A 25,059-nucleotide genomic window follows, 5' to 3' on the forward strand; every position below is an offset into this window, starting at 1 on the left:
ATTTAAAAAAGCATGCTCGATATCGTACTCTATCAGCCAGAGATCCCGCCAAATACGGGAAACATCATCCGCTTATGCGCAAACAGTGGCTTTATGTTGCACTTAATCGAGCCCTTGGGCTTTGAATGGGACGATAAACGCGTTCGACGCGCAGGTTTAGATTATCATGAGTTTGCTCACGTAAAGCGCCACGCCAATTTAGACGCTTACCTGAATGATGCTAAGCCAAAACGGGTATTCGCTTGCACAACGAAAGGCAAAGCGTTTCACAGCGATGTGTCTTATGAAAAAGGCGATGCGTTAATTTTCGGACCGGAAACCCGAGGTTTACCAGACGACTATATTCAATCGCTTCCCCCAGAGCAGCGTGTTCGCATCCCTATGTTGCCAGACAGTCGTAGTATGAACTTGTCTAATGCAGTATCGGTATTTGTGTATGAAAGCTGGCGTCAGTTTGGTTACGAGGGTGCTCGTTAGTACTTTCTCTAACGCTTACTGTTTTGCTAAAAGCTCTTTTAACCATTTAAATCAAAAGCTTATTCAGCCTTTAAAAATGTCTGTAAAGATAGCGTAAATGTAAAGATTGTCTCTCGTGGCGAATCTTTACATTCGCTATATTGCATTCAGTTTTTTTTATGGATCGAATGCTTTGAAACTCCCTCTACCCATTAAAGTACTGCTCATTGCAATTATTGTGTTTGTGCCCGCTTATGCTGTTTATGCATGGCTATACTCACCTCAGACAAATACCGAATATCTCTTTCAAGATGCAAAGATACGAGACATCGAATTAAATTTGGTGTCTACAGGTCAGCTTGAGCCCAAGCGCTACGTAGAGGTAGGCGCGCAGGTTTCAGGTCAGGTAGACAATATTCACGTAGAAGAGGGGGATATTGTTAAAGAAGGCGATTTGCTGGTAGAGATCGATGCCCGTGTATTTGAAACACAAGTACAGAATTCTCAAGCGGCGCTGGACAGCAAAAAAGCACAGCTGGCTCAGCTGCGGGCAGAGCGAGAACTCGCCGAAGTGAGAGCGCAACGCAATCAAAATTTGTTTAAGCAAAATGCAGTCAGCCAAGATGTAGTCGTAAGCAGCGATACAAATCTTAAAGTTATCGATACCAAGATCACGGCGAGCATCGCACAGATTAAAGCCGACGAAGCCTCGCTGGAAGGGGATATTACTAAGCTCGGGTTTGCAAAGATATTTGCGCCAATATCCGGGACTGTAGCCACCTTACCGGTGCGTGAGGGGCAAACCCTGAATGCCAATCAAAACGCCCCCGTGTTGCTTCAAATTTCCGACTTATCAGTAATGACCCTACGCGCAGAAGTGTCTGAAGCCGATGTGCAGAAAATAAAGCGCGGCATGCCAGTCTATTTCTCTACCTTGGGCGATAACAAAACCTTCTACCACTCTACCGTTCGTCAAGTGCTACCAACACCCACAGTACTTAATGACGTAGTGCTATACCAAGTGCTAATCGATGTTGAGAATCCTGATCGCACGTTAATGGACGCCATGACTACCCAAGTGTTCTTTGTGCAAGAGCAGGTGAAAGGCGCGCTTTCTGTGCCGTTAGCGGCAGTAAAAGGACGAGCTCGCAATCAATTCGTGATGCTTAAACAGGGCGATGAGGTGGTTCGCACGCCAGTAAAAGTAGGCATAAAAAATAGAACCCATATTCAAATTATAGAAGGCCTATCAGAAGGTGATGAAGTGGTTGTGGGTCTAGCAGACGGCACCGCAATGCCGGCCGCGGGCATGCGCAGAGTGCCGGGTGGACAGCCGCCATCAGGCCCACCGCGCCGCCGTGACGGATTCTAATATGTCGTTAATACAGCTTAATGGCGTATCACGTCGCTACAAAACAGAAGGGTTTGAAGTCACCGCATTGGATAACGTTTCCTTATCAATCGATAAGGGAGAATTTGTCGCCATTATGGGGCAATCCGGGTCAGGAAAGTCGACCTTGATGAATATCCTAGGATGTTTAGACACCCCTTCAGAAGGGGTGTACCGTATCCACGGACAGTCAGTATCCTCGCTAAACCCCGATCAACTCTCTGCCCTTCGCTTGAAAACGTTCGGGTTTGTTTTCCAACGCTATCAGCTACTGTCGTCGCTAAATGCGACTGAAAACGTGGCACTGCCAGCAATATACAGCGGTACGTCTAGCGAAGATCGCACTCAAAAAGCGCAACAACTGCTTGATAAACTTGGCCTTTCAAGCAGAAAAGAGCACAAACCCGGAGAGCTTTCAGGTGGCCAACAACAGCGTGTCTCGGTAGCGCGAGCCTTAATTAATGGTGCAGAAGTAATATTAGCCGACGAGCCCACCGGGGCGCTTGACTCGGCCAGCGGAGAGCAGTTACTGGCATTGCTTCGCGAGCTACACGCAGAAGGGGTGACTATTATTCTTATCACCCACGATAGTGCAGTTGCTGAACATGCCGACAGGCAAATACACTTACTTGATGGGAAAATTGTAACAGATACCAAAACCGCTGCGCCTAGCACAAGTGAATCAGTTGAAAAGAATGCGGCTTCAGTGCAGCACGTACATTCTCAAGAGCCCACGCCGGTACCGGCAATCAAACCTTTTCCAAGTATCTCACTTTTTTCAGCCCTATCTATGGCGTTCACTGCCCTTAGAATGAATTGGTTTAGAACCTTGCTCACACTCTTGGGAATTATTATTGGAGTAGCGGCAGTGGTGACCATGATGGCCATCGGTGAGGGAGGTAAACAGCAGGTACTAGAGCGCATTGAAACCATTGGCACGAACCTGATTTCGATTAGGCCGGGTGGACGAAACATGCGCTCATCCGGAGATATTGCATCGCTGACATTAGCAGATGCCACTGCATTGAAAAGTGTTCCGGGTGTGGCTTATGTCGCGCCGGAAAGAAGTGCAAGGGCAACCATCCGATACAGCGAAAATGATTTTTCAGGACGTATTACAGGCACCACACCTGACTACTTTCATGCTAAAGACTGGGAAATGGCGCAGGGCGTGTTTTTCAGCGATGAAGACGTAACAAATTATGCACCTGTGGTGGTAATTGGAGATACGGTAGCAGAGACCCTGTTTGAAGATAAATATCGGGCAGTAGGCGAGTACATCTTGATGCAAAATGCCTTCTATCAGGTCGTAGGTGTACTTCATTCTAAGGGCGCCAGTGCAGGTGGTAACGATATGGATGACGAAGTGCTCATTCCGGTTACAACTGGCCGTTTGAAGGTATTTGGTCGGGATTACTTAAGCAGCATTACCATAAAGGCAGAAAGTACCGAAGTAGCCACTCAGGTAAAAGATGATGTGCTGGCACTGTTGGTAGAACGTCACGGACAAGAAGACGTGATGGTGCGTACCACAGAGTCACTGGTAGAGGCGGTCACGGAAACGCAAGACACGTTAACTTGGCTCTTGGCGTCTGTTGCTGCCATATCTTTGTTTGTTGGCGGTATCGGTGTAATGAATATCATGCTGGTCAACGTATCTGAGCGTAAGAGGGAGATTGGACTACGCATCGCCACAGGCGCAAAACCTCGCGATATCTTGCGCCAGTTCAATATCGAGGCATGGGTAGTGTGTATCTTGGGTGGTATCTTCGGCATTCTTCTGGGCTATTTTGTTGTCCTTATCGTTGCTTCATTCAGTGTGCCTGTCGCCTACACGCTAATGCCGCCCGTTTTGGCTTTTGTCACATCTCTCGCTGTAGGGCTCATTTTTGGTTATGCCCCTGCTCAAAAAGCATCAAAGCTTAATCCCATTGACGCGTTGGCAGAGGAGTAACGCCATGCATTCTTTTTGTTTTTCTGTGCCTCTTGCCGCTCGTTCATTACTGTGCGCGTTCTCTTGTATCGTGCTGACCGCAAGCTGCGCTTATTCACCTTCTACAACGTTGCCCGAAACTGACACGCAGGCGCTACAAAAAGCGAAGTCTGTGGACGCGACTAGTCAAATAACAACATCATGGTGGAAGGTGTTCGAGGTGGCTGAACTTGCGCCCGTTATGAAGAAGCTTGAAAGCCAAAATTTAACCCTTAATCAAGCCGAGCAGAGGGTGAAACGAGCGCAATTTCTCTTAGCACAAGCTAACGCAGGTGACGTTCCGACTATAACGGCGAGGACATCTGGACGCAGTGGAAGAGACCTAGATAGTGGCCGTTCAAGCCACTCTACTTCAGGTGGACTGGGATTGAGTTATGACGCGGACATATGGGGTACACGAGATGCTCAGCAGCGCAGTCGTCAGTTAGGTATCGATACTGCACAGTATCAGTTTACCGATGCGCTGTTAGACACTCAGGCGTTGTTTATAAATACCCTTCTTGAGCAGATTTCACTGCAGTCGCGGCTGTCTATTGCGATGCAAAACGTAGAGATTAGCGAAGCGCTGCTAAACCTAGTTCAAATTCGCTTTGAAGAGGGGGATACCTCAGGTATTGAGGTTTCCCAGCAGCGCAATACATTGATCAGTGCTCAGTCGGAGGTGCTGCGACTGAGCAATAGTTTAACGCTTAATGAGCGGGCATTAGCGGTATTGTTAGGTAATGAATCTATGCAATTTAATACGCTTGAACAAAAAGCGCTGCTTTCCCTTTCGCTAACCGATTTTTCACTGCCCGAAGTGGCACCTATATTAAGCGCTGAGGTATTGAAGCAGCGTCCAGATGTTCAGTTAGCTATAGCGCAATTTAAGCAGGCTGATTTAGCGTTTTACGAAGCGTCAGTGGCAGGTCTTCCAGGCATGAGCTTAAGTGCAGATATTGGTGTGAGTGATTTACTGGACTTAGCGCAAGGGTGGACCTTGAGTGCTGCAATAAGCTCAGCAGCAACCCTGTTCGATGGCGGTAGATTAGAAGCTGCAGAAAATGCGGCGAAAACCGATGTGGATTTAGCAATATTACAGTATCAACAGACGGTGCTTAGCGCGATAGAAGCGTTGTTAAATAGCCAAACTAACTTGGTATTCAATCAACAAAACTACCGCTACGCGTTAGCCTCGCTCGAGAACAATCAGCAGCTTTATCGTCTTGCGGATATTCGCTACAAAGCCGGTGACACTGACTTTCTGAATTTGCTTAATGCTCAACGTAGCTTTTTCTCGGCTAGGCAATCTGTAATCAGTAGCTATCAAGCCGTACTCTCTTCTGTCATTGCCACCTACAGAGAAAGCGCAGGCGCCGACATCACTTCGTCATAGCATTTAGATTTTCTCAAGCAGCAATACGAAAGCCCTGTGAACAGGGCTTTTTTGTGCGTTTTGTAAGGATTGGTATAAAGCCTGTCTGAGTCAGGTTTCGTTCAGCTTCACTCATTAATATAGCCTGTGAACATGCAAGAATGAGTTTGGAGAAGCATTATGAAACGTATTACCCTGAGTATTATCACCGGCGTTTGCTTAATGATTGCGGGGCAAGCAAGCGCCCATTCAGGTCATCATTCTCACTCGAATAGAGGGGCGAATGAAAGGGTCACTATTATTACGCAACCTGCTCGTCCGATTATTGACGTAGCCATAAGCGTTCCTGAAATTGGCCTGTACGTTAACGTCTTGCCAGGTGCGCATAGGGTAGAGGTTATCGACAATCATCGTTATTACGTTGCTAATAATCATTACTATCGCAAGCATGGGAATCGCTATGTGGTTGTCGATTCACCCTACAAAAAGGTGAAAAAAGTGAAACACCATAAGCGCAGTCACGCTAGATATCACGACAACGCTAAAGTGATCGTGGTAAGAGAAGGCCGCTAAGTTCAGGTTGATAAGCTGGAAAAGATAGGAATAGTGGGGCGTTAAGAGGCTGATGGTTTTTGCTACTAAGCAAAAACCATCAAATATTCACTAGGCTTCTTTTTTGAGGTCTCGACCAAGCAGAGCTAAGGCCGCCTCTTTAGGGGATTTTCCGTGATAAAGCACAGCATAAATTTGTTCACAAATAGGCATTTCTACGCCTACTTTCTTAGATAAAATGTGCACTTCTTCAGTGTTGCGATATCCCTCAACCACTTGTCCGATTTCGTCAATAGCAACATCGACACTCTTGCCTTGACCCAAAGCCAGCCCAAAGCGACGATTGCGCGATTGATTGTCGGTGCAAGTCAAAACTAAATCGCCAAGACCCGCCATACCCATAAAGGTTTCTGGATTTGCACCCAGCTTCACGCCCAAACGGGTAAGCTCTGCTAAACCTCGGGTGATCAGCGCCGTTCGCGCGTTTGCACCAAAGCCAAGGCCATCGGCTAAGCCCGCGCCTATAGCGATAACGTTTTTAACCGCACCACCAAGCTGAACGCCAGTAAAGTCTGAGTTTTTGTATACTCTGAACGACTTTGCGCAATGCAGCTTTGCTGCAAATTCGTCACTCAGCGTATCGTCAGTGGAAGACAGCGAAATTGCAGTAGGTAAGCCTGCTACCATTTCTTTAGCAAAAGTAGGGCCTGATAACACGGCTAGGGGATAGTCGGTACCCAGTATTTCCTCTGCCACATCGCGAAGCAGACGGCCCGTTTTTGGCTCAAGTCCTTTGGTCGCCCAAATAATGCGTTGATGCGGTTTAAGCAATGGCTTTAAGCTTTGAAGCATAGCCGCAAATGCATGGCTAGGTACAACCACTAAAATATCTTGGCTGGCGGCTACCACTTCTTCTAAGTTGGCATTTACCACTAGGGCATCTGGAAATGTTGCGCCTGGAAGATAACGAGCATTCTCTCGGTTCACTTCCATTTCGGCAATGTGCTTTTCATCACGGCCCCAAAGCAGTGTGGGGTTGCCATTTCTGGCAAGACAAAAAGCAAGGGCGGTGCCGTAAGACCCCGCCCCTAATACTGAAACAGACTCTGAAACCGAATGCGACTTCATGTCCACGCCTTTCATGTTCACCTAATTAGGCGTCCATTTTTGGCGCTTCGCCCTGCGCTTGCTGTGCACGTTTTTGCACGTAAGCGGCAAAGATAGCGTCGAAGTTTACAGGCGCTAGGTTAAGTGGAGGGAATGTTCCACGGTTAACCAAGTTAGAAATGGTTTCACGCGCATATGGGAAAAGCATGTTCGGGCAGAACGAGCCCAACGTGTGCGCTTTGTTTTGGTCTGGCATTTCGCCAATAGCGAAGATACCTGCTTGTTGCACTTCACAAAGGAATGCTGTTTCTTCACCAAGTGTTGCCGTAACGGTAACTGAAAGTACAACTTCAAATACATTTTCTTCTAGCTTGTTAGTGCTAGTGTCGATGTCTAGTTTAATTTCAGGCTTCCACTCTTTAGTGAAAATAGCTGGCGCGTTTGGAGACTCAAAAGAAATGTCTTTTGTGTAGATACGCTGAATATTGAACTGAGCACTCTGTTGCGCTTGTGCGCCCGCTGCTTCGCCGTTATTTGTCTGATTTTCGTCAGCCATGGTATTTCCTATTTAATTGTCGTTTTAATTTAATGTAGTGCGTTGCTGTATGCGCTGACGCTTTACGCCAAACCCAACATTGGATTTAGTTTGCTTTGTGCTTCCAAAGCCATCATATCGTCACAGCCACCAACGTGCTGATCGTCAATGAAAATTTGCGGAACAGTCCAGCCGCCGTTTGCGCGTTCAATCATCTCGTCGCGCAGTTCAGGCTTAACATCTATTGGGTATTCAATAAATTCTACACCTTTTTGCGTTAGCAATGCTTTTGCACGGTGGCAGTAAGGGCAGTGGCCCTTAGTGTAAAGTTCTACTTTGCTCATAAAGGTTACCTGTTATTTAGAAACGGGAAGGCTGGCACTTTGCCACGCGTTCATTCCGCCTTTTAATACGCTCACATTCGCGAAGCCATCTTTAAGCATCGCATTTGCTGTACCACGAGCCTGATTACCCATAGCGCATACTACGATAATGGGTTTGTCTTTACTGTTTTCAAGTTTCTTGAAGTTTTTCTCACGCAACTCTTCAGGTTTAATTTGTCTGGCACCCAAAATATGGCCAGCTTTAAACTCTTTCGCAGGGCGTGTATCTAGCACTATCGCATCGTCTTTATTCATCAAAACCGTTGCTTCGTGCGTGCTCAATTCTTTTACTGAAGATGTCCATGCACTGATATAGCTAAATATCAACATGGCAATCAGCGCAACCCAAATACCAGCAAGAATAAAGTTGTTGCTAGCAAATTCAATTAGTTGATCCATTACCTCTAACCCTGTCTACAGACCATGAAAAGAGTGCAAAGTATATAGAAAAATGGGCGAGAAACCAGCTTACCTTTCAGTATGATGAATGTCAGTCATAGCGGGTTTGCGCTAAATACTTTAGATGATTGATATTACGAACAAATTGCACTGGGCATATGGAGGAGCGTCAGATACACTGGAAAACGTTGTTAACAGCAACGATGAAACACATTAAGTCATCAATGAAAAAGTTAAGGTTCTAGGCGCACGTATGTCAGTACGATTATTTCTTTCAATCATTGGGTGCATAGTTGCCCTTGCAATTATGCCGATTGGAAGTGGTGCTATTGCACAAGAAGGCGGTGCGAATAGTCAAAAAGAAAAATTAGCTGAGTTACAGGCCGAATTGCGCGCTCGACAGCAAGTATTAGAGAACAATAGAGCCAGTGCACAGGAATTGGAAAATGTGCTGAAGGCCTCTGAACTCGAAATCGCTAAAGTGGCGAAAGCACTATCCAGCACCCGACAGTCACTTAAAAATATTGAGCAAGAACAAGCGAAGCTCGAAGAAGAACAAGAAGGGCTTAAAACGGCTATCCGTAAACAGCAGTCACTTTTATCGAGCCAGCTTAAAAGTGCATTTATGGCGGGGCATTACGACTACGCAAAAATGCTGTTTTACCAAGATGACGCGCGAACCTTCGAGCGTGTCATTACCTATTATCAATACGTGGCAAAAGCGCGCCAAAAAGAGATTGAGAGCTTTAGGGGCAATGTTGCTAGGCTTGAAGAAGTTAACGCAGAGCTTAGCGAAAAAGCCTTGTCACTTGCCGCTTTGAAAGATGAGCAAGAAGGTCAGCGAGCAGTACTTATAACCCGCCAGGACGATAGAAAAGCAACGCTTAAGAAAATAAACAAAACCATAGCCTCTGAAAACCAGCGTATTGCGTCGCTACAAGCTGATGAAAAAGCGCTGAAAGACGCTATTGAAGCTGCGCGGATTGCCGCAGAACGGGCTGCCCGTGAAGCCGAAGTGAGTATGGATGGACTTGCCAAATTAAAAGGTAAGCTGGCAGCGCCTGTAAAAGGCAGAATACGAAACTTATTCGGTAGTCGCCGCCAAGGGCAAGTGTCTTGGAAAGGCATTGTGATAGATGGTGCCGAGGGCGACCCTGTAAACAGCATTGCGCCTGGAAAAGTGTTGTACGCCGATTGGTTGCGCGGATTTGGTCTGGTCGCTATTGTCGATCATGGCGAAGGATATATGAGTGTTTACGGTCACAACCAAGCGTTACTCAAGCAAGCTGGCGATGATGTCAGGCAAGGTGAACGCATAGCCCTTGTGGGCCGAAGTGGTGGTCAGGAATATCCTAACCTTTACTTTGAAATTCGTCATAAAGGCAAGGCGCTAAATCCAAGCTCTTGGCTAGACTAGGCAGGTTAATTTTAGATTTTCAGAAACTAAGTTGAAACTGAATCAGTTGTTGGTATTCTAGAAAAAACACAGCATTGTGTAGTGTGCGCTTAATAATAATGATGAAAAACGGATGTGACTTAGATGCTTTTGCGTCTGCTAATGCCTTGTATAATCTTTGTTTTATGCGGGCTAACTAGCCTTCAAGCAAAAGCAAAGTCAGACATAATTATAATATTAGATGACCTGGGATACAGGCCGTCCGATGTCGCTGCTTTTTCTCTCCCTAAAGAAATTACCTTTTCTATACTTCCGCAAACGCCGCTGGCTTCTGAAATTGCGCTCCGCGCTGAGCAAGAAGGCAGGGCCGTTATGCTGCATATGCCTATGCAGGCGCAAAGTGGAAAGGACATGGGGCCCCTTGGGTTAACCACTGACATGTTCGCAGGTGCCATTACTTACAATTTGCGAAAGGCAATGAAGAGTGTGCCGAACGCGGTTGGTGTGAATAATCATATGGGAAGTGCGTTCACGGGGCAGCAAAAAGGAATGGAAGCGCTCTTAAAAGAGGTGAAGCGGCAAGGCTTGTTTTTTGTGGATAGCCGAACCACGGTACTCACAAAAGGTGAAGAAATTGCGCAGCGGTTAGGTGTGCCTAGCGCAAGCAGACAGGTGTTTCTGGACCATAAGCTTGAGCCTGCATTCTTACTTAAGCAGTTCAACCACATGAAACGTATTGCTAAAAAGAATGGTCACGTTGTGGTGATTGGTCATCCCCACCCAGAAACCGTCGATTTCTTGAAAACTCATATACCCTCACTTGAAAAAGAAGGTTTAACCCTTACCTCAGTAACCGACTATTTTTCACATGCGCCGAAAGTGGCCAAGCAGTTTGGTAAAGAGCGCGATCAAACCGCTTCGCTCAATAACGCCGATGTGAAGGATAGCAAGGTAAGCATGACCGAAGAAAATGCCTTACACAGCAGTGGGCTAATGCACAGCTCCGCAGAAAAAGGCGTTGCTGAGCGTTTGGACACAGCGCCAAACGAATAGCTTTTTTGCCCCATTTTATACGTAGTTAGTTCATTTTCATCTCGTTAAGATCAAAATTTAATGTGGGAACGTTTCTCATTTCTGTGAGTCTGTTATAATATAACGTCTCTGGCGAATAGTTCGCGAACTCATTTTTTCACGGTGGTAATTAGGGTAATGACTCCAATTGACGAGAATCCAACAAAACTAGACAAACTTGGCATCTGGGTGTCGAGCTTGTGTGCGTTGCATTGCCTCGCGCTACCTGTTTTGGTGCCTCTGCTGCCGCTGATCGGTTCTAGCTTTTTTGCACAAGTGTGGTTTGAAAGAACGATATTAACTTTTTCGTTAATTGTAGGTGCGGTCGCCTTGGTTAGCGGTGCAATTCGCTATCATGGCAAATACTACCCGCTGGCACTGCTGTTTACGGGTGGCGCTATCTATTGGCACAAAGATATTTTTGGGCATCACTACGAACCCTTTACCATCGCGATAGGTGCAGCGCTAATTGTAGCCGGCCACTGGGTGAATATGCGATTGTGTAGACAATGTAAGTGCTGCAAGAATACGGTGTTTTCAGACCACCTTTCAACTGAATTTAAGTAGTCAACTAAGCTGCATTTCAAGAAAAGTATTCCAAAAAAAACAGCTACTGGCTCGTTTTTTTTATAGTGTGAGTCTGTATCAGATACGCGTTCTACAGACTTTTCGCATTGAAAAAGTAGGGGTTAATGCGACAACACACTAAGCGCTACATCGGGCACGTTAGTGAATATGCCCGTCACTCCCCACTCGTTAAGCATAAGCATGTCTCTCGGCTCATCTACGGTATAAACGAATACGTCAAATCCGTCTTGCTGCGCCGTTTGCACAAACTGCTTATCAACGGCGTCTAATGCAATGTTTACGGAATAAGCGTTCAGAGCCCGGGCGCTCGCCGTACAGTCAAGCTCGTAGCTTGCAGATAAGGCGCCGATCTTCACTTCGGGCCACTTAAGCGCAATAGCTTGAAGCCAGTGATGGTTAAATGAAGAGATAAGTAGCTTTTCAGCATTAATGCCGCTTTGCTTTACCGCCGCTTTAACGTCTTTAATCCAGCTGTCTACGTCGCGTAAGTGTTTTATCTCAATATTGCACCACTTGTCTTTTGGAACACAATTCAGTGTTTCGGTCAGGGTCGGTATGCGCTCTCCATCCCCAATGTCCATTTCTGTAAGGGATTGCCACGGTACGTCAAGTAAATAGCCGGATTCCCGTGCTCTGCGCGTAAGTGTTCTATCGTGAAAAACAATAATGCCGCTTTCGTGCTGATAGGTATCAAACTCAATGCCATCGGCACGTTGTTCGAAAGCCAGTTTAAATGCCTTTACTGTGTTTTCTGGGGCGGCTTTACTGGCACCTCGGTGAGCAAAAATGAGCATAGACATTTCTTCCTTAAAGATCACAACACGGCTTAATCATCTTTTGCATTATGCAACTTATGCGTGTTGAGCGTTTCATAAACTGACGCTGAGGTAATAAGAATTCCACCTAACAACGCACTTAAACCAGGCTTTTCGTTAAGCAAAATAATAGCAAGGAAAACGCCATAAAGAGGCTGCATGCAGGCTATAAGCGAAAACGTTTTTGCCCTAAGGTGACGTAGGCTCGCAGCAATAAGTGCATGAGGAAGCGCAGTAAATACGGTGCCTAAAAGCAATAGCATTAGCCAAGAACTGGTAGACGCTGAGGTTATTGCTGCACTGCCTACCGGCAACATTAGAATGCTGATAACCAAGGTCTGCCACGCCATGGCTTGCGCACCGCTGTAGTGCTTAAAGTGCTTACGATGAATAAGGTTTCTAAACGAATACAAGATGGCGGAGGCAATACCGATGAGAACGCCAAGGGTAATGTCATTTTCCAGTGATGTCTCTGGCACTATTAAATAAACGCCAACGACCACCGTAACGGTAGATACGATATCCTGCCAGACCAGCCTTACCCGCTCAAAGAAAGGCTCGATAAGTACCGTGATTACAGGAAAGGTAAAAAGGGCAATCATGCCAACAGACACCCCAGCATATTGCATGGCGGCAAAATAGGTGACCCAGTGCAATGCCATCAGCACGCCTAAACCGAGGGCAACGCCGTAGTCTTTTTTTGAATTCAGCTTTATTTTGTTCTTCGCCAATTTCAAAAAGGCAAACAACGCTATGCAGGCAAATACTGAACGAACAAGAGTGATATCACTGGCGCTAAGTGGTACAAGCCGAGAGAAAAGGGCTGTACCACCAAGTAAAATTACCGTGAAATGAAGTGAGATCAGGCTTTTTTTAACAGCATCCATAAATTAGCTGTCAGCGCCCTCTGACGAAGCCTCGCTCTTTTCGTCACTGGCTGATTCATCGCTAACGTGCGTATCTTTAGCCGTAGCCTGTGCGGTTGATTTAAGCGCCATAGGCTCACCAAGGCGTGTAACCATACCAGGGGCGAGGTCTTCAAAATCAATCATGTCTTTTTCGAAACACACCACAATGGTCGAACCTAGCTTGAAGCGGCCTAGCTCCGCACCTTTTTCAAGGAAAACTGCTGCTTCACTGTCTTTTTCATATGACCAGTGCTGAACATTTTTACCCGCAGGTGGCGTAACCGTGCCAGCCCAAACTGTCTCAATACTTGCCACTATGGTAGCGCCTACAAGCACCATTGCCATTTTGCCCACAGGCGTGTCGAATAGCGCGACAACACGTTCGTTACGTGCAAACAGACCTGGAATATTTTGTGCTGTAAGAGGATTTACCGAAAAAAGTTCGCCCGGCACATACAGCATATCAGTAAGCGTGCCCTCAACAGGCATGTGAATTCTGTGATAATCACGAGGGGCAAGGTAAATGGTAGCAAACTTACCATTTTTAAATGGCGCAGCTACATCAGGCTTGCCACCTAATAATGTAGTTAGGCTAAAGTCATGGCCTTTCGCCTGAAAAATACTGTCGCTATGGATATCGCCAAACTGACTTACCGTACCGTCAACAGCATGGATAAGTACGTCATCGTTTTCGTCAATGGTGCGGGCTTCAGGTTTAAGCGGGCGGGTGAAGAACTTATTAAAGCTTCTATAATGCTCTGGTTCCTCATGCAGCGCTTCTGACATATCAACGTTGTATTGCTTAATAAACGCCTTGATGAAAAATGTCGTAACGCTACCCATTTCTGCTTCTGCAAGTTTGCCTACAAGGCGTGAAAGCAGGTGCTTTGGTGTAACGTATTGTAAATTAACTTTAAGCCAATCTAACACAAAATATCTCCGTTTCTTTTATGCAAGCAATAACGCATTGCATAGATAGCGTTATTGTATAGTAAGTCGTGGTATTAAGAGCAACTTTAGGGTTATGAGTGCTTACACAAAAGCATAAGCACGTGGTTCACACCAAAAGAATAAATCGCCGAGTTAGTGACGGCTATTACGCGTAAGTAGTGCTTGTACTTCTTCGGTCGCTCCAACGAGTTTAGCGCTCCAGTGAGGTTGAAACCTAGTGGCAGTTGTTATGCCCCGGGAGGCTGGCTGTGACTAGGGCGCTGCTCTTCCATGGTGGTTAATATTCTATGGTAGCTGTCGAAGCGTTCTGCGCTAATTTTCCTTCTTCTACAGCTTCTCTTAGTAAGCACCCCGGATCATTTAAGTGCTTGCAGTCTCTGAATTTGCAGCCGCCCAAATAATCTCTGAACTCAATAAAGCCCCATGTAATACGTTCGGTAGGAATGTGCCACAAGCCAAATTCACGTACTCCTGGGGAGTCAATCAAATCACCGCCGGCTGGCAAGTGAAGCAATTTGGCCGCCGTCGTTGTATGTTGACCTAGTCCCGAGTTATCTGAAATATCGCCGGTTAATTCATCGGCGTCTGGCAGAACTTGGTTTATAAGGCTCGATTTACCTACGCCGGACTGCCCTACGAAAACGCTGATGTTATCGTTAAGGTATTCATTGAGTTTGCTAATGCCTTCACCGGTTTTGCAACTGGTGAAAAGCACTTCGTAGCCTAAGTTTTCGTACGTCTTAAGCTGCTCTGTGACGGTTGCGCGTTCCTCTTCACTGAGCAATTCTACTTTATTAAGGACAATCAGCGGCGTGATGCCTATGTCTTCACAGGCAACGAGATAACGGTCGATAATATTCAGTGAAAGGGTGGGTAAAATAGCGCTAACCACTATAATACGGTCGATATTCGCGGCAATGGGTTTAATACCGTCGTAATAATCTGGGCGAGTCAGGACGGAGTGCCTGTCTTTTACAATTTCAATAACCCCACTTACACCTGACTCAGCGTCATCCCCTTTACTGAAAAACACCTTGTCACCACACACTACAGAGTCTACCGTGCGGCGAATGTGGCAGCGAGATACTGCGCCGTTTGCGTCTTCAACATCGGCGTGTTTACCAAAGCGACCAATTACCGTACCGCTTTCTAGCGTGGTTTCATCAAGGTTCGCCGCGCCCTTTGACGCGTGCTTTTCACGCAAGCGCTTGCTTCTATTTGCTGCAACTTGTCGTTTCTGTCGTTGTGTAAGTTTTGGTTTTTTCGCCACGATTCTTTTCTAGTTTCACGTATACTATGTCAATAATACCGTTTGTAGGGCATGGTTGCCATGTCTGTAGCGCAAAGAGGAAAGTAATGAGTAAACACGACAGTAACCTTGTTTGGATAGACATGGAAATGACAGGGTTAGATCCTGAAACCTGTGTAGTAATGGAAATCGCGACCATTGTTACCGACGCACAGCTGAATATATTGGCGGAAGGCCCTGTAATAGCGGTACATCAAAGTGATGACGTGTTAAATAATATGGACGAGTGGTGTACACGAGTTCACGGTGAAAGTGGATTAACTGCACGTTGCCGAGAAAGTAAAATAAGTGTTGAAGAAGCATCAGCGCAAACTATTGCCTTTTTAGAGCAATGGGTAGATGCAGGCAAGTCACCGCTATGTGGAAACACCATAGGGCAAGACAGACGCTTCATGGTTAAGTACATGCCCGAGCTTGAAGCTTACTTCCACTATAGAAATATTGATGTAAGTACAATAAAAGAACTAACGCGCCGCTGGAAGCCTGAAATTTTAGACGGTTTCGAAAAGAAAGGCGTACACCTAGCGCTTGATGATATTCGCGAGTCTATTGAAGAAATGCGCTATTATCGTGAGAAAGTGTTTACGATTTAGGCATTCAAACATTGAGGTGCAAAAAAAGTAGAATTAAAGGTTGCGTTACCCCAAAATTTTTGTAAAATGCGCACCACTTCAAACGAAGTACCTCTTTTGTTGCGGGAATAGCTCAGTTGGTAGAGCACGACCTTGCCAAGGTCGGGGTCGCGAGTTCGAATCTCGTTTCCCGCTCCAAATTCACTTGCCATAGGTAAGTACCTATAAGATGCACAGCATCGACTCTATGCGGGAATAGCTCAGTTGGTAGAGCACGACCTTGCCAAGGTCGGGGTCGCGAGTTCGAATCTCGTTTCCCGCTCCAAATTTTTCAGACACCTCAAAAATAAAAACTTATCTTGTTTTTAAGTGCGACCCCTTGATGGGCCCGCGACCGAGTGTCGGCCAGATGCGAATCTCGTTTCCCGCTCCAAATTTTCAAACATCACGAAAATCGAAACATTAGCAGATGTATTGATGCGACCCCTTAAAGGGCCCGCGACCGAATGTCGGCCAGTTGGCAAATCTCGTTTCCCGCTCCAAATTTTCAAACATCACGAAAATCTAAACATTAGCAGATGAATTGATGCGACCCTCAAAGGGCCCGCGACCGAGTGTCGGCCATCGCTTCACAAAGCATTCAAATTAGTTTTTGCTACAAACCATAACCTCTTATTTCACTGAAAAGCACCGTGCATACTTGCTCAAGAATCGGCAAGTCGTCAGCTCTGAAAAACGGTTTAGGACCTACTTTATTAAATACATAAGGTGACCTAATTAACTGCGTATTCTTAAATTTATACGAAAGTATAAATTTGTGTGCGCTTATTGCTTCAGCGCCGATTCTGTCTGTCTTTACGCACCGTTGTGAATCCTTATTCATGACTCTTTGCACCTTCCTAGTGCGGTGCCGCCTTGATTTCAACCTAGTTCTCAATAAATCTACATTTTACGAGCTCTTTTGCACATTAAATGTGCATTCGAAAGCCGTTAGTTAAGTCTTTTTGAATATTAAATAGATTTTAGTGGGTAAATATGCATAATGCGCCGTTTTTTAGCGGTAGTTTCACTGTTTACTTGCTTTTTGATAGGCACACCATTTGCAAAATGCATTATGTAAAACGCAAATTGTAAACATATAAAAATAACCATCGCTTTTAGACTCCTCGAAAGTGCCGTAAAGAGCACTCTGGAACGAAAAAGTAATACTTGGAGAAACACACATGGCTTTTGGTTCATCAAAGCAAAACAATATTTCTGCACTAGCAATTGCAGTAGCATCTGCACTTACTGTTAGTGCATCTGCGGTTCAGGCTCAGGAAGAAGCCGCTGTTGAAGAGAAGGATGTCGAAAAAGTAGTTGTAACCGGTTCTCGCGTTGCTCAAGACTCCTCCCTGGAAGCAGCGAGCCCTGTTCTTGCCATTAATGCTGGTGATATCAAAACATCTGGTCAAATAGATTTAGGTGCCATGTTGCGTGAGTCGCCTCAACTACAGGCGTCACTGCCGGGGTCTTTTTCTGCATTTAATGGAACCCCACTAGGAGCAAGCTTACTGGACTTACGTAATCTAGGTAGTGAGCGAACCTTAGTTATGGAAAACGGTCGACGACATGTTTCAGGTATTGAGGGTACGGGCTCTGTTGATGTAAATACCATCTCTACTGCTTTACTTAGAAACGTGGAAGTCCTCACTGGTGGTGCCTCAGCTGTTTACGGCGCTGATGCGGTAACCGGTGTTGTCAACTTCAATATGAGAAACGGAGCCTCGTTCGACGGGCTAGAGCTTCGCACTCAAACAGGTGTGACTGACGATGGTGACGCAAATGAATTCTTTTTATCATTGGCCAACGGCTTTTCTACAGATAAAGGTGATTTAGTATTCGCGGTTGAATACCAAGAAACCAGCCCAGTGTATGCTAAAGATAGAGACTTCGCAGGCTCTGGTCTATATACACAAGTAGCTAATACAGAGGCTACTCAGAGTGCATTTGGTATTGATTCACGCTTCAAGAATACTTGGGTGCCAGATTACAGACTTCCAATTTCAAGTGACAGAGGTGTAATTTCATTAACTGGCAGTGCGTTTGGAGATGTCGCTGGATCTGGCGGCGTGCTAGGTTGCGGCACTATCGGAACGTCCATGTTTCCAACGTGTCAGGTAGTGGGTGAAGACGGCACCTTACGTGCCTACAATCCCGGCGATGTTTATGCTGGACCTTTCGATGCGAGTGGTGGTGATGGTGTACCGGGTAGTCCCGACGCTGAACTTATCCTTCCAGAGTCTAAAAGAGTATTAGTACAGGCAGTGTCAAATTACGAACTAAATGAATTCGTAAATTTCTTTGTAGATGCCAAATTCGTATTTAGCTCGACTAAAGAAACTAATCAGGTGAATGGTTTCAATGACGATATTCCAATCTCACTAGACAATCCGTATATTCCTGCAGCTCTACTGTCTCAAATTAATGAATTACAAGCAGAAGGTGAATCACCAAGCTTGGTAATGTCCCGCGATGTTCTTGATATAAACGCTAATTCAAACCCAGAAGCAGAACGTAAAACGTATCGTATTGTTACAGGCTTCGATGGTTATATCCCTAACACCGCTCTAGAGTACGAGGTTTTCTATAACTACGGTCGAACTGATGCCGACATTACTTCGAACTTGCGCATAGAAGACAGATACTTCGCTGCTATTGACGCTGTAACAGATCCAGCAACTGGCAATGTTGTTTGTCGCTCTGACCTAGACAGTTCTGCGCTTCCTCCTACGTCGCCGTTTCCATCTGCGAATGCGAATTTTGGGTTCTTAACTTTCCAGCCTGGTGATGGCTCTTGTGTACCAGTGAATTTGTTTGGAAAGGATTCAATCAGCGCAGAAGCGGCTAACTTTATATTCCAACCTGGCACTGAGCAGAACGATATAACGCAAGAGAATTTCTTAGCAGTAGTATCGGGCGACTCTTCTGATTTATTCGAGCTTCCGGCAGGCCCTGTTATGTTTGCTCTTGGTTACGAATGGAGAAAAGAGTCAAGTACCTATACGCCAGATCCATATTCTGCAGCAGGCTTAACCTTTGGAACATTAGACTCTCGCAACGGCCCAACCAATCCTTCTGACGGTGAGTACGATGTTTCAGAATACTTTGTAGAAGCAACTATACCTTTACTAGAAGGTGTCGATTTCGCTGAGCGATTAGAGCTGCGCACTGCATACAGAAGCTCAGACTACGACCCATATGGTACGCATGACGCTTGGACGATAGGAACAGTATGGTCACCTGTTGATACATTTAGTATTCGAACGACCTTCTCTGAAGCGGTGCGGGTTCCCAACATTAATGAAGCCTTCGCACCTACATTTGCGGCTTCACTTGGTGCAGGAGATGACCCTTGTAACCAAAACTTAATTAGTGCGGGCTCTGAGTTCAGGGAGGCGAACTGTATTGCACTGATTGGCGACGCGGTAGCTGATGGCACTTATGATTCTACTAACTTCCTGTCAGCGTTTGTTTCTGGTTCAACGGGCGGTAACCCAGACCTTGATCCTGAAGAAGCAGAAACCATCACGATTGGTACAGTGTGGAGACCAGATACAGAGCTCGACGGTATGCTGGAAGGTTTAGTAGTGACGCTAGACTACTATAATATTGAAATTGATGGCCTGATTGATAGCCTTACTGGTTTTGACATTGCATCTAACTGCGTAGACGCGCCAACAATCAACAACCAATTTTGTGACGCAATTGATCGTGATGCTACAAATGGATTTATCACAGATTTTCGTTCAGGGTTTATCAACCTTGCAGCGGTAGAGACATCTGGTATTGATTTCCGCGTAGATTATGGCTTTGAGTTGGCTAAATTAGTCGACACAGACGGAAGAATTGAATTCACTATCAACGGAACAAACTTCCTCAAAAATGATGAAGTAAGGGATGTGAGTGCACCTGACGAAGTCACAGATGTTCTTGGAACGTTTGGGCGACCAGAGTGGATCGTAAACATGAGTGCAGACTATATAATTGGTGAACTCGTTGTTGGGTGGAGAGGACGCTACGAAGGAAGCCAGCTACTTCCAGGGCTAGAAAACCAGGATATCGAGAGTGATCCTGATTTTATCAGTCAAACTCACACTGGCTCTGCGTTGGTGCATGATTTTTCTGTTTCATACACTTTTGAAGATAGCCTAGAAGTATATGGTGGTATCAATAACGCGTTTGAGGAAGATCCTTACCTTGGCACATTGTCGAGACCGGCAGGGCCTAGAGGACGCTTCTTCTATCTAGGCGTAAATTACACAATGTAACGTCTACACAGATTTAAAAAAGCAGCTTTTTAGCTGCTTTTTTTATATCTCTAAATAGGAATTTATTTGCATCACTACTTCGTTGGGATTATGTTAATGTAACTTCCGCTGGTCTAACCAGTGGCGCAGGTTTAATAATCACTCGAAAGATAAAAAGCTCCCAACTATCAGCGTGAACAACTATGTCAAAGAACTACGTACTTAATACATATAACAAATTCTTAAAACTGCCCTTTGGCAAAAAGCTATTTAGCTGGTACTCAGCGCGCAGGGCGCCATATTTTTCAACCGTTTCGCCTCTAATTACAGACATTAAACCAAACTACTGTGAAGTGCTTATTAATAAGCGCAAAGCGGTAGAAAATCATATTGGAACGGTTCACGTTATTGCTATTTGCAATGGTCTGGAAATGGCTATGGGTTTTATGTGTGAAGCGTCAATACCGAAAAACCTTAGGTGGATCCCAAAGGGGATGGAAGTAAAGTACCCAGCAAAAGCAGATTCAGACATTCGCTGTGTAGCAGAGGTGCCAGCTGATGCATGGAAACCTGGCGACTTACCCATATCTGTAAAGGCCTATAACGCCGAAGGCACCGTGGTGGTCGACGGAACCATTACGGTTTGGGTCAGTGAAAAGCGCTGATATCTCACATATAATAAAAGGCCGCGCTTGCGGCCTTTTTTATGCTCTTTTAAAACATTCTATATTAAGTTTTTACTACAGCTACTTTTCTGTTTGACAGAAAATAAAAATCCAACTAAGAATAATCTTGAAAGCGATTAAGGCGCTATATCAGTAGTCTATTTCATTCAACAATTGGTGTTGCAATTTTGTCTGTGTTTACAACGCAGGTATTAGCGGTGGAAGAGGTTAAGATGTCTGTAATCACAAAAGAGCAAGTCGCAAGAAAACCCTTTATAGATAAGAAAAATTACCCGTACGGCTTTGCCCGTTCAGGAGATTTTTCAATTAATGAGAGCAAGCTTCTTCAGGCCCATGGTAGTTTGTTCGCTGCACTAGTGGACGGGAAAATTACGCCAGAGAATGATGAAGAACAAGCCTATTTGGAATCGGCTCTTGGTCATCGAGACCCTGCAACACCGCAAGAGAAAGCGTGGTTGAAATACCAAGCCAGAATAAACCGTCCAAAAACAGCAAGTATTTATGGCTCTAAGCGTGCTGCTGAACAAGATGTTGACGATGACGACGATATGAGCGATAACAGTGATCTTGATATCGACCTCGATGATTAAGCTTATGCCTTTATGCATCTTAAACGTGTAAAGGCGCCTCTCTTAAAGCAATCATGATTATTGTTTGCACTGTTAAAACTGTGTAAATAAATATCCTATTTTCTGTCAAAATTACACTTAAGTCGAAATATTTATCCTAATTATTGCGAATATTGGGATATATATCTCACTTTTACGCAATTTGGTGTTTTATCTTCCTATTACCTTAGATATAGTCGGGGCATCGTCAACGTACGCTGACAAACCCCCCAACCCATTACAGGAGAAAGCACTGTGAAAATGATGTCGGGCGCAGCCATGGTGGTTGAAGCGCTAAAAGATGTAGGAGTGACACACGTGTTCGGTTACCCAGGTGGTGCCGTATTAGACATTTATGATGCGTTATTTGCGCAAGATGATGTCAAACACGTCCTCGTACGTCATGAACAGGCAGCCGCCCACATGGCGGATGGTTATGCACGTTCAACTGGCAAAACCGGCACAGTGCTCGTCACATCAGGTCCAGGCGCTACGAATACCATTACAGGTATTGCTACTGCATATATGGACTCTATTCCGATGGTTATTTTATCGGGACAGGTGCCGTCGAAGCATATTGGTGAAGACGCATTCCAAGAAACTGACATGGTGGGGTGCTCACGCCCTATCGTTAAGCACAGCTTTTTGGTAAAGCGCGCGGTTGATATCCCAGAAGCGATTGCTAGAGCTTATTATATCGCCAACACAGGTCGTCCTGGCCCGGTGGTAGTAGATTTGCCAAAAGATATTGTGAACGTAGCAGAAGAACACCCATACGTGTTCCCAACTGACGTGACCATGCGTTCTTACAACCCAACTGAAAAAGGCCATCCTAAACAGGTCAAAAAAGCAGTTGAGTCGCTACTTAAAGCAGAACGTCCCGTACTGTATGTAGGTGGTGGAGCTGTAGCTTGCGATGCGTCTGCAAAGGTTATTGAGTTAGCCGAGAAGCTTAATGCACCGGTAACTTGTACGCTAATGGGCCTTGGTGCTATGCCGGGTACACACAAGCAATTTATCGGCATGCTAGGTATGCACGGTACGCTTGAAGCGAACAAGACTATGCATAATGCCGACTGCATCATTGCACTAGGTGCACGTTTTGATGACCGTGTTACTAATAACGTTGATAAGTTCTGCCCACATGCGGATATTATTCACGTTGATATTGACCCAGCATCGATTTCTAAAACCGTAAATGCGCATATTCCTGTGGTAGGTTCGGTAGATAAAGTACTTGATCAAATCTTAAGTCAGGTAAATAAGAAAGACTTATCAGGTCAAAGCGAAAAGCTGGCCGATTGGTGGCAACAAATTGAAACCTGGCGCGCTCGTCAGTGCTTAAACTACGCACAGGGCGAAGAGGTAATTAAGCCTCAGCGCGTTATCGAAGCCTTGTACAAACACACAGACGGTAAAGCCTACGTAAGTTCTGACGTAGGTCAGCACCAAATGTTTGCTGCGCTTTATTACCCTTATGATAAACCGCGTCAGTGGATCAACTCAGGTGGTCTTGGCACCATGGGCTTTGGTTTACCGGCTGCAATGGGTGTGCAGTTTGCGCACCCAGGTTCAACCTCTGTGGTAGTAACGGGTGACGGCAGTATTCAAATGAATATTCAAGAGCTATCTACTTGTTTGCAGTACAACCTGCCTATCAAGATTATCTCATTGAATAACCGTGCCCTAGGTATGGTTCGTCAGTGGCAGGATATGATTTACAAAGGACGTCACTCACACTCTTACATGGATTCAATGCCTGACTTTGTGAAATTGGCAGAAGCTTACGGACATGTGGGCATTAAAGTAGACAAGCTTGACGAGCTAGACGCAGCAATGGAGAAATGTTTCAGTTACACAGATCGCTTAGTGTTTATGGACATAGCAGTAGACCAAAACGAACACGTATATCCAATGCAAATTAAGTTTGGCGCAATGGATGACATGCGCTTAAGCAAGACGGAGCGAACCTGATGAAACGTATTATCTCTGTATTAATGGAAAACGCCCCTGGCGCACTATCTCGTATCGTTGGTGTATTCTCACAACGTGGTTACAACGTCGACTCACTGTGTGTGGCACCAACCGACGACGCGAGCCTTTCGCGTCTAACGATTATCACGCACGGCGACGACAAAGTCATAGAGCAAATTACTAAGCAAGTGAATAAGCTTATTGATGTGCTCAAAGTAGTAGACTTGACTGAAGGCGCGCACATTGAACGCGAACTTATGCTGATTAAAGTCGCGACTCGCACAGAGTCGGTGCGTGCTGAAGTGAAGCGGAACTCTGATATCTTCCGTGCGCGTATTGTGGATGTGAACGTAAACAACTACACCATTGAAATTACGGGCACCACAGATAAGCTAGATGCATTTGCCACGACTATGGGGCAGTGTGCTGAAATTATCGAATCATCGCGCACCGGCGTGTGTGGGCTTGCTCGAGGTGATAGGGCGCTTCGTCCTTAAATTTTTTTCTGAGTTTTAGCGCAAAGCGTTTTTTCGAAAGGCTGTCATTAGACAGCCTTTTTTCATTCTAGAGTATTACCCTAAGTATCGCGCCCATAATAGGCTTCTACGCGCAGGGCTACGCCGTATGAGGTTTTAAAATCCTCTTCACGTAGCCATAAAACAAAAGGCTCTACCTCAAAGAATAGCCAATCGCGCAGCATGTTGTTACGCCACCTAAACCCGCCATAGACTTCTTCTACGCGAAAGTTGGGTTGGCTAAGCCCTTCCACCATAAAGTGAGGAATAACGGCGTTATGTTGATCTACCGAAAACAAATGGTGGACCTCGTGACGCCATAGCCAGTCGTTGGTATCGTCGCGGTAGTAGTAGCGATTATTTTGTCGAACCAGGTGCTTTTTATTGATTTCGTATTGAAAAGCGACGCCCACCTCCGCACCCAAACGGTCACGGGTGTAATAGTAAAGTTCGGCGTCGTATAGCATGGCCCATTGTTTAGAAAAGGCAAAAGCATCCCTGTATCGGGTCATCGCATATAGTTGGTCGCGGCGACCAGCACCAATTCTAAATGAGTAGTGAGAGTCTTGCTCAGGACGAAAGCGAAGCGCAATGGTCGTTCGATCGCGGTTGTTATTGCCGGTATCCCTCGCGGCTCGTATTGTGTTGTTCTGTGTCTCGTCTTCGTTATCGCTTAATAGTAAATCAACGCGTTCTTTTAAAGCCGGTAGGCGAACTCTTACCCTGAAGCGCAAATCCGTATCCGAGAGCATGCCACTTCTTGGCTCCCAGGCAAGTTGAACACGGCCTTCGGCTCTGGCTTCCTTCTGTCCTGAAGTACCTATATCATCTGAACTTTCAAACAAACCATCAAGCTGTTTTACGGTGAAGTCCATGGTGTCGGTGAAGCTACGCTGCCAAATATCAAACCATTGCTCATTAGGTATTGAAGGAGGCAAGGAGTGTGTACTTTCTTTTGTCGAGTTAGCGCGGTTAGAAAGCGTATTTTCTGGCCGAGCAATATCCCGATAGGTTATACCTACACTGGTCGCATTTACGGGGGAGTTCAACGTGTCAGCAGCTGAGTCAGGTGCAACAGGTAAAGCGAGCAATAAATGGCAATAGACCACGGTAAGGCATAGCATTGCTCACTAACTCCTTGTAAAAATTAGCATAGTTGAATGTTTCGACCATTCGCATTGGGAATATACAGAGCATGGATTGTCCCA

The 25,059-nt window shown here is 45.6% G+C and carries 22 protein-coding genes, 2 tRNA genes and 1 pseudogene; 16 read left to right on the forward strand and 9 right to left on the reverse strand.

What is annotated here, in order from left to right; all coding sequences use genetic code 11:
- The first annotated feature begins 12 nt into the window (after positions 1 to 12).
- The 5 genes from trmL to MASE_RS01880 all read left to right on the forward strand — a co-directional run bounded on the left by trmL (position 13) and on the right by MASE_RS01880 (position 5,766).
- Positions 13 to 477: a tRNA (uridine(34)/cytosine(34)/5-carboxymethylaminomethyluridine(34)-2'-O)-methyltransferase TrmL gene (trmL, locus tag MASE_RS01860; RefSeq protein ID WP_014948062.1), complete on the forward strand. Its 465-nt coding sequence runs from the start codon at positions 13 to 15 to the stop codon at positions 475 to 477.
- 172 nt (positions 478 to 649) lie between these two features.
- Complete coding sequence (locus MASE_RS01865) at positions 650 to 1,828, forward strand: efflux RND transporter periplasmic adaptor subunit (RefSeq protein WP_232362799.1); 1,179 nt, start codon at positions 650 to 652, stop codon at positions 1,826 to 1,828.
- Position 1,829: 1 nt separating this feature from the next.
- A complete protein-coding gene (locus MASE_RS01870; RefSeq protein WP_014948064.1) occupies positions 1,830 to 3,800 on the forward strand; it encodes a MacB family efflux pump subunit in 1,971 nt (656 codons plus the stop codon).
- Positions 3,801 to 3,804: 4 nt separating this feature from the next.
- The gene (locus MASE_RS01875; RefSeq protein ID WP_014948065.1) at positions 3,805 to 5,214 is read left to right on the forward strand and encodes a TolC family protein; all 1,410 of its coding nucleotides are present in this window, start codon (positions 3,805 to 3,807) and stop codon (positions 5,212 to 5,214) included.
- A 159-nt stretch (positions 5,215 to 5,373) separates the two neighbouring features.
- Entirely contained in the window at positions 5,374 to 5,766 is a 393-nt protein-coding gene (locus MASE_RS01880; RefSeq protein WP_014948066.1) for a hypothetical protein, read from the forward strand.
- A gap of 90 nt (positions 5,767 to 5,856) precedes the next feature.
- Here the strand turns inward: MASE_RS01880 and gpsA are convergent, their stop codons facing one another.
- From gpsA to MASE_RS01900, 4 genes are all read right to left on the reverse strand, one after another.
- A complete protein-coding gene (gene gpsA, locus MASE_RS01885) occupies positions 5,857 to 6,888 on the reverse strand; it encodes an NAD(P)H-dependent glycerol-3-phosphate dehydrogenase (RefSeq protein ID WP_014948067.1) in 1,032 nt (343 codons plus the stop codon).
- 10 nt (positions 6,889 to 6,898) lie between these two features.
- Positions 6,899 to 7,408 carry a protein-export chaperone SecB gene (secB, locus tag MASE_RS01890; protein ID WP_014948068.1) on the reverse strand — a complete coding sequence of 170 codons (510 nt, stop codon included), beginning with the start codon at positions 7,406 to 7,408 and terminating at the stop codon, positions 6,899 to 6,901.
- A 62-nt stretch (positions 7,409 to 7,470) separates the two neighbouring features.
- Positions 7,471 to 7,731 (reverse strand): glutaredoxin 3, encoded by a 261-nt coding sequence (gene grxC / locus MASE_RS01895; RefSeq protein WP_014948069.1) that lies wholly within the window; start codon positions 7,729 to 7,731, stop codon positions 7,471 to 7,473.
- Positions 7,732 to 7,743: 12 nt separating this feature from the next.
- Positions 7,744 to 8,169, reverse strand: a complete 426-nt coding sequence (locus tag MASE_RS01900) for a rhodanese-like domain-containing protein (protein WP_014948070.1) — start codon at positions 8,167 to 8,169, stop codon at positions 7,744 to 7,746.
- A 253-nt stretch (positions 8,170 to 8,422) separates the two neighbouring features.
- Here MASE_RS01900 and MASE_RS01905 point away from each other — a divergent pair, with 253 nt between their 5' ends.
- From MASE_RS01905 to MASE_RS01915, 3 genes are all read left to right on the forward strand, one after another.
- Entirely contained in the window at positions 8,423 to 9,586 is a 1,164-nt protein-coding gene (locus MASE_RS01905) for a murein hydrolase activator EnvC family protein (protein ID WP_014948071.1), read from the forward strand.
- 141 nt (positions 9,587 to 9,727) lie between these two features.
- The gene (locus tag MASE_RS01910) at positions 9,728 to 10,618 is read left to right on the forward strand and encodes a divergent polysaccharide deacetylase family protein (protein ID WP_232362840.1); all 891 of its coding nucleotides are present in this window, start codon (positions 9,728 to 9,730) and stop codon (positions 10,616 to 10,618) included.
- Positions 10,619 to 10,774: 156 nt separating this feature from the next.
- A complete protein-coding gene (locus MASE_RS01915) occupies positions 10,775 to 11,203 on the forward strand; it encodes a MerC domain-containing protein (protein ID WP_014948073.1) in 429 nt (142 codons plus the stop codon).
- Between the two features lie 122 nt (positions 11,204 to 11,325).
- Here the strand turns inward: MASE_RS01915 and MASE_RS01920 are convergent, their stop codons facing one another.
- From MASE_RS01920 to rsgA, 4 genes and pseudogenes are all read right to left on the reverse strand, one after another.
- Positions 11,326 to 12,018 carry a glycerophosphodiester phosphodiesterase gene (locus tag MASE_RS01920; RefSeq protein WP_014948074.1) on the reverse strand — a complete coding sequence of 231 codons (693 nt, stop codon included), beginning with the start codon at positions 12,016 to 12,018 and terminating at the stop codon, positions 11,326 to 11,328.
- A 32-nt stretch (positions 12,019 to 12,050) separates the two neighbouring features.
- A complete protein-coding gene (locus MASE_RS01925; RefSeq protein WP_014948075.1) occupies positions 12,051 to 12,926 on the reverse strand; it encodes a DMT family transporter in 876 nt (291 codons plus the stop codon).
- 3 nt (positions 12,927 to 12,929) lie between these two features.
- On the reverse strand, positions 12,930 to 13,877 hold the full coding sequence (asd, locus tag MASE_RS01930) for an archaetidylserine decarboxylase (protein WP_014948076.1): 948 nt from the start codon (positions 13,875 to 13,877) through the stop codon (positions 12,930 to 12,932).
- Between the two features lie 248 nt (positions 13,878 to 14,125).
- Positions 14,126 to 15,168: pseudogene (gene rsgA, locus MASE_RS01935) on the reverse strand (small ribosomal subunit biogenesis GTPase RsgA).
- Between the two features lie 86 nt (positions 15,169 to 15,254).
- On the opposite strand from rsgA, the gene orn reads away from it, so the two are divergent.
- The 8 genes from orn to ilvN all read left to right on the forward strand — a co-directional run bounded on the left by orn (position 15,255) and on the right by ilvN (position 23,833).
- Positions 15,255 to 15,800: an oligoribonuclease gene (gene orn / locus MASE_RS01940; protein WP_014948078.1), complete on the forward strand. Its 546-nt coding sequence runs from the start codon at positions 15,255 to 15,257 to the stop codon at positions 15,798 to 15,800.
- Positions 15,801 to 15,901: 101 nt separating this feature from the next.
- Positions 15,902 to 15,977, forward strand: a tRNA-Gly gene (locus MASE_RS01945).
- Between the two features lie 51 nt (positions 15,978 to 16,028).
- A tRNA-Gly gene (locus MASE_RS01950) sits at positions 16,029 to 16,104 on the forward strand.
- Positions 16,105 to 17,002: 898 nt separating this feature from the next.
- A complete protein-coding gene (locus MASE_RS01960) occupies positions 17,003 to 20,089 on the forward strand; it encodes a TonB-dependent receptor domain-containing protein (RefSeq protein ID WP_014948080.1) in 3,087 nt (1,028 codons plus the stop codon).
- Between the two features lie 182 nt (positions 20,090 to 20,271).
- Positions 20,272 to 20,733: a hotdog fold domain-containing protein gene (locus tag MASE_RS01965; protein ID WP_014948081.1), complete on the forward strand. Its 462-nt coding sequence runs from the start codon at positions 20,272 to 20,274 to the stop codon at positions 20,731 to 20,733.
- Between the two features lie 233 nt (positions 20,734 to 20,966).
- Positions 20,967 to 21,344, forward strand: coding sequence for a MaoP family protein (locus MASE_RS01970; RefSeq protein ID WP_039225146.1), 378 nt, complete (start codon positions 20,967 to 20,969; stop codon positions 21,342 to 21,344).
- A 273-nt stretch (positions 21,345 to 21,617) separates the two neighbouring features.
- Entirely contained in the window at positions 21,618 to 23,336 is a 1,719-nt protein-coding gene (locus MASE_RS01975; RefSeq protein ID WP_014948083.1) for an acetolactate synthase 3 large subunit, read from the forward strand.
- A complete protein-coding gene (ilvN, locus tag MASE_RS01980; protein WP_014948084.1) occupies positions 23,336 to 23,833 on the forward strand; it encodes an acetolactate synthase small subunit in 498 nt (165 codons plus the stop codon). The genes MASE_RS01975 and ilvN overlap by 1 nt, the downstream gene beginning before the upstream one ends.
- Positions 23,834 to 23,913: 80 nt before the next feature.
- Here the strand turns inward: ilvN and MASE_RS01985 are convergent, their stop codons facing one another.
- On the reverse strand, positions 23,914 to 24,975 hold the full coding sequence (locus MASE_RS01985; RefSeq protein WP_014948085.1) for a hypothetical protein: 1,062 nt from the start codon (positions 24,973 to 24,975) through the stop codon (positions 23,914 to 23,916).
- Positions 24,976 to 25,059: the final 84 nt, after the last annotated feature.

It is taken from the genome of Alteromonas macleodii ATCC 27126, from assembly GCF_000172635.2.
In the GTDB taxonomy this organism is placed as follows: domain Bacteria; phylum Pseudomonadota; class Gammaproteobacteria; order Enterobacterales; family Alteromonadaceae; genus Alteromonas; species Alteromonas macleodii.

Coding starts and splice junctions, on each gene's coding strand:
- MASE_RS01970 (WP_039225146.1), top strand. CDS start 20,967: ATGTCTGTAATCACAAAAGAGCAAGTCGCAAGAAAACCCTTTATAGAT.
- gpsA (WP_014948067.1), bottom strand. CDS start 6,888: ATGAAAGGCGTGGACATGAAGTCGCATTCGGTTTCAGAGTCTGTTTCA.
- trmL (WP_014948062.1), top strand. CDS start 13: ATGCTCGATATCGTACTCTATCAGCCAGAGATCCCGCCAAATACGGGA.
- MASE_RS01920 (WP_014948074.1), bottom strand. CDS start 12,018: ATGCTCATTTTTGCTCACCGAGGTGCCAGTAAAGCCGCCCCAGAAAAC.
- grxC (WP_014948069.1), bottom strand. CDS start 7,731: ATGAGCAAAGTAGAACTTTACACTAAGGGCCACTGCCCTTACTGCCAC.
- MASE_RS01965 (WP_014948081.1), top strand. CDS start 20,272: ATGTCAAAGAACTACGTACTTAATACATATAACAAATTCTTAAAACTG.
- MASE_RS01985 (WP_014948085.1), bottom strand. CDS start 24,975: ATGCTATGCCTTACCGTGGTCTATTGCCATTTATTGCTCGCTTTACCT.
- ilvN (WP_014948084.1), top strand. CDS start 23,336: ATGAAACGTATTATCTCTGTATTAATGGAAAACGCCCCTGGCGCACTA.
- MASE_RS01870 (WP_014948064.1), top strand. CDS start 1,830: ATGTCGTTAATACAGCTTAATGGCGTATCACGTCGCTACAAAACAGAA.
- orn (WP_014948078.1), top strand. CDS start 15,255: ATGAGTAAACACGACAGTAACCTTGTTTGGATAGACATGGAAATGACA.
- MASE_RS01880 (WP_014948066.1), top strand. CDS start 5,374: ATGAAACGTATTACCCTGAGTATTATCACCGGCGTTTGCTTAATGATT.
- MASE_RS01875 (WP_014948065.1), top strand. CDS start 3,805: ATGCATTCTTTTTGTTTTTCTGTGCCTCTTGCCGCTCGTTCATTACTG.
- MASE_RS01925 (WP_014948075.1), bottom strand. CDS start 12,926: ATGGATGCTGTTAAAAAAAGCCTGATCTCACTTCATTTCACGGTAATT.
- secB (WP_014948068.1), bottom strand. CDS start 7,408: ATGGCTGACGAAAATCAGACAAATAACGGCGAAGCAGCGGGCGCACAA.
- MASE_RS01910 (WP_232362840.1), top strand. CDS start 9,728: ATGCCTTGTATAATCTTTGTTTTATGCGGGCTAACTAGCCTTCAAGCA.
- MASE_RS01905 (WP_014948071.1), top strand. CDS start 8,423: ATGTCAGTACGATTATTTCTTTCAATCATTGGGTGCATAGTTGCCCTT.
- MASE_RS01915 (WP_014948073.1), top strand. CDS start 10,775: ATGACTCCAATTGACGAGAATCCAACAAAACTAGACAAACTTGGCATC.
- MASE_RS01960 (WP_014948080.1), top strand. CDS start 17,003: ATGGCTTTTGGTTCATCAAAGCAAAACAATATTTCTGCACTAGCAATT.
- MASE_RS01900 (WP_014948070.1), bottom strand. CDS start 8,169: ATGGATCAACTAATTGAATTTGCTAGCAACAACTTTATTCTTGCTGGT.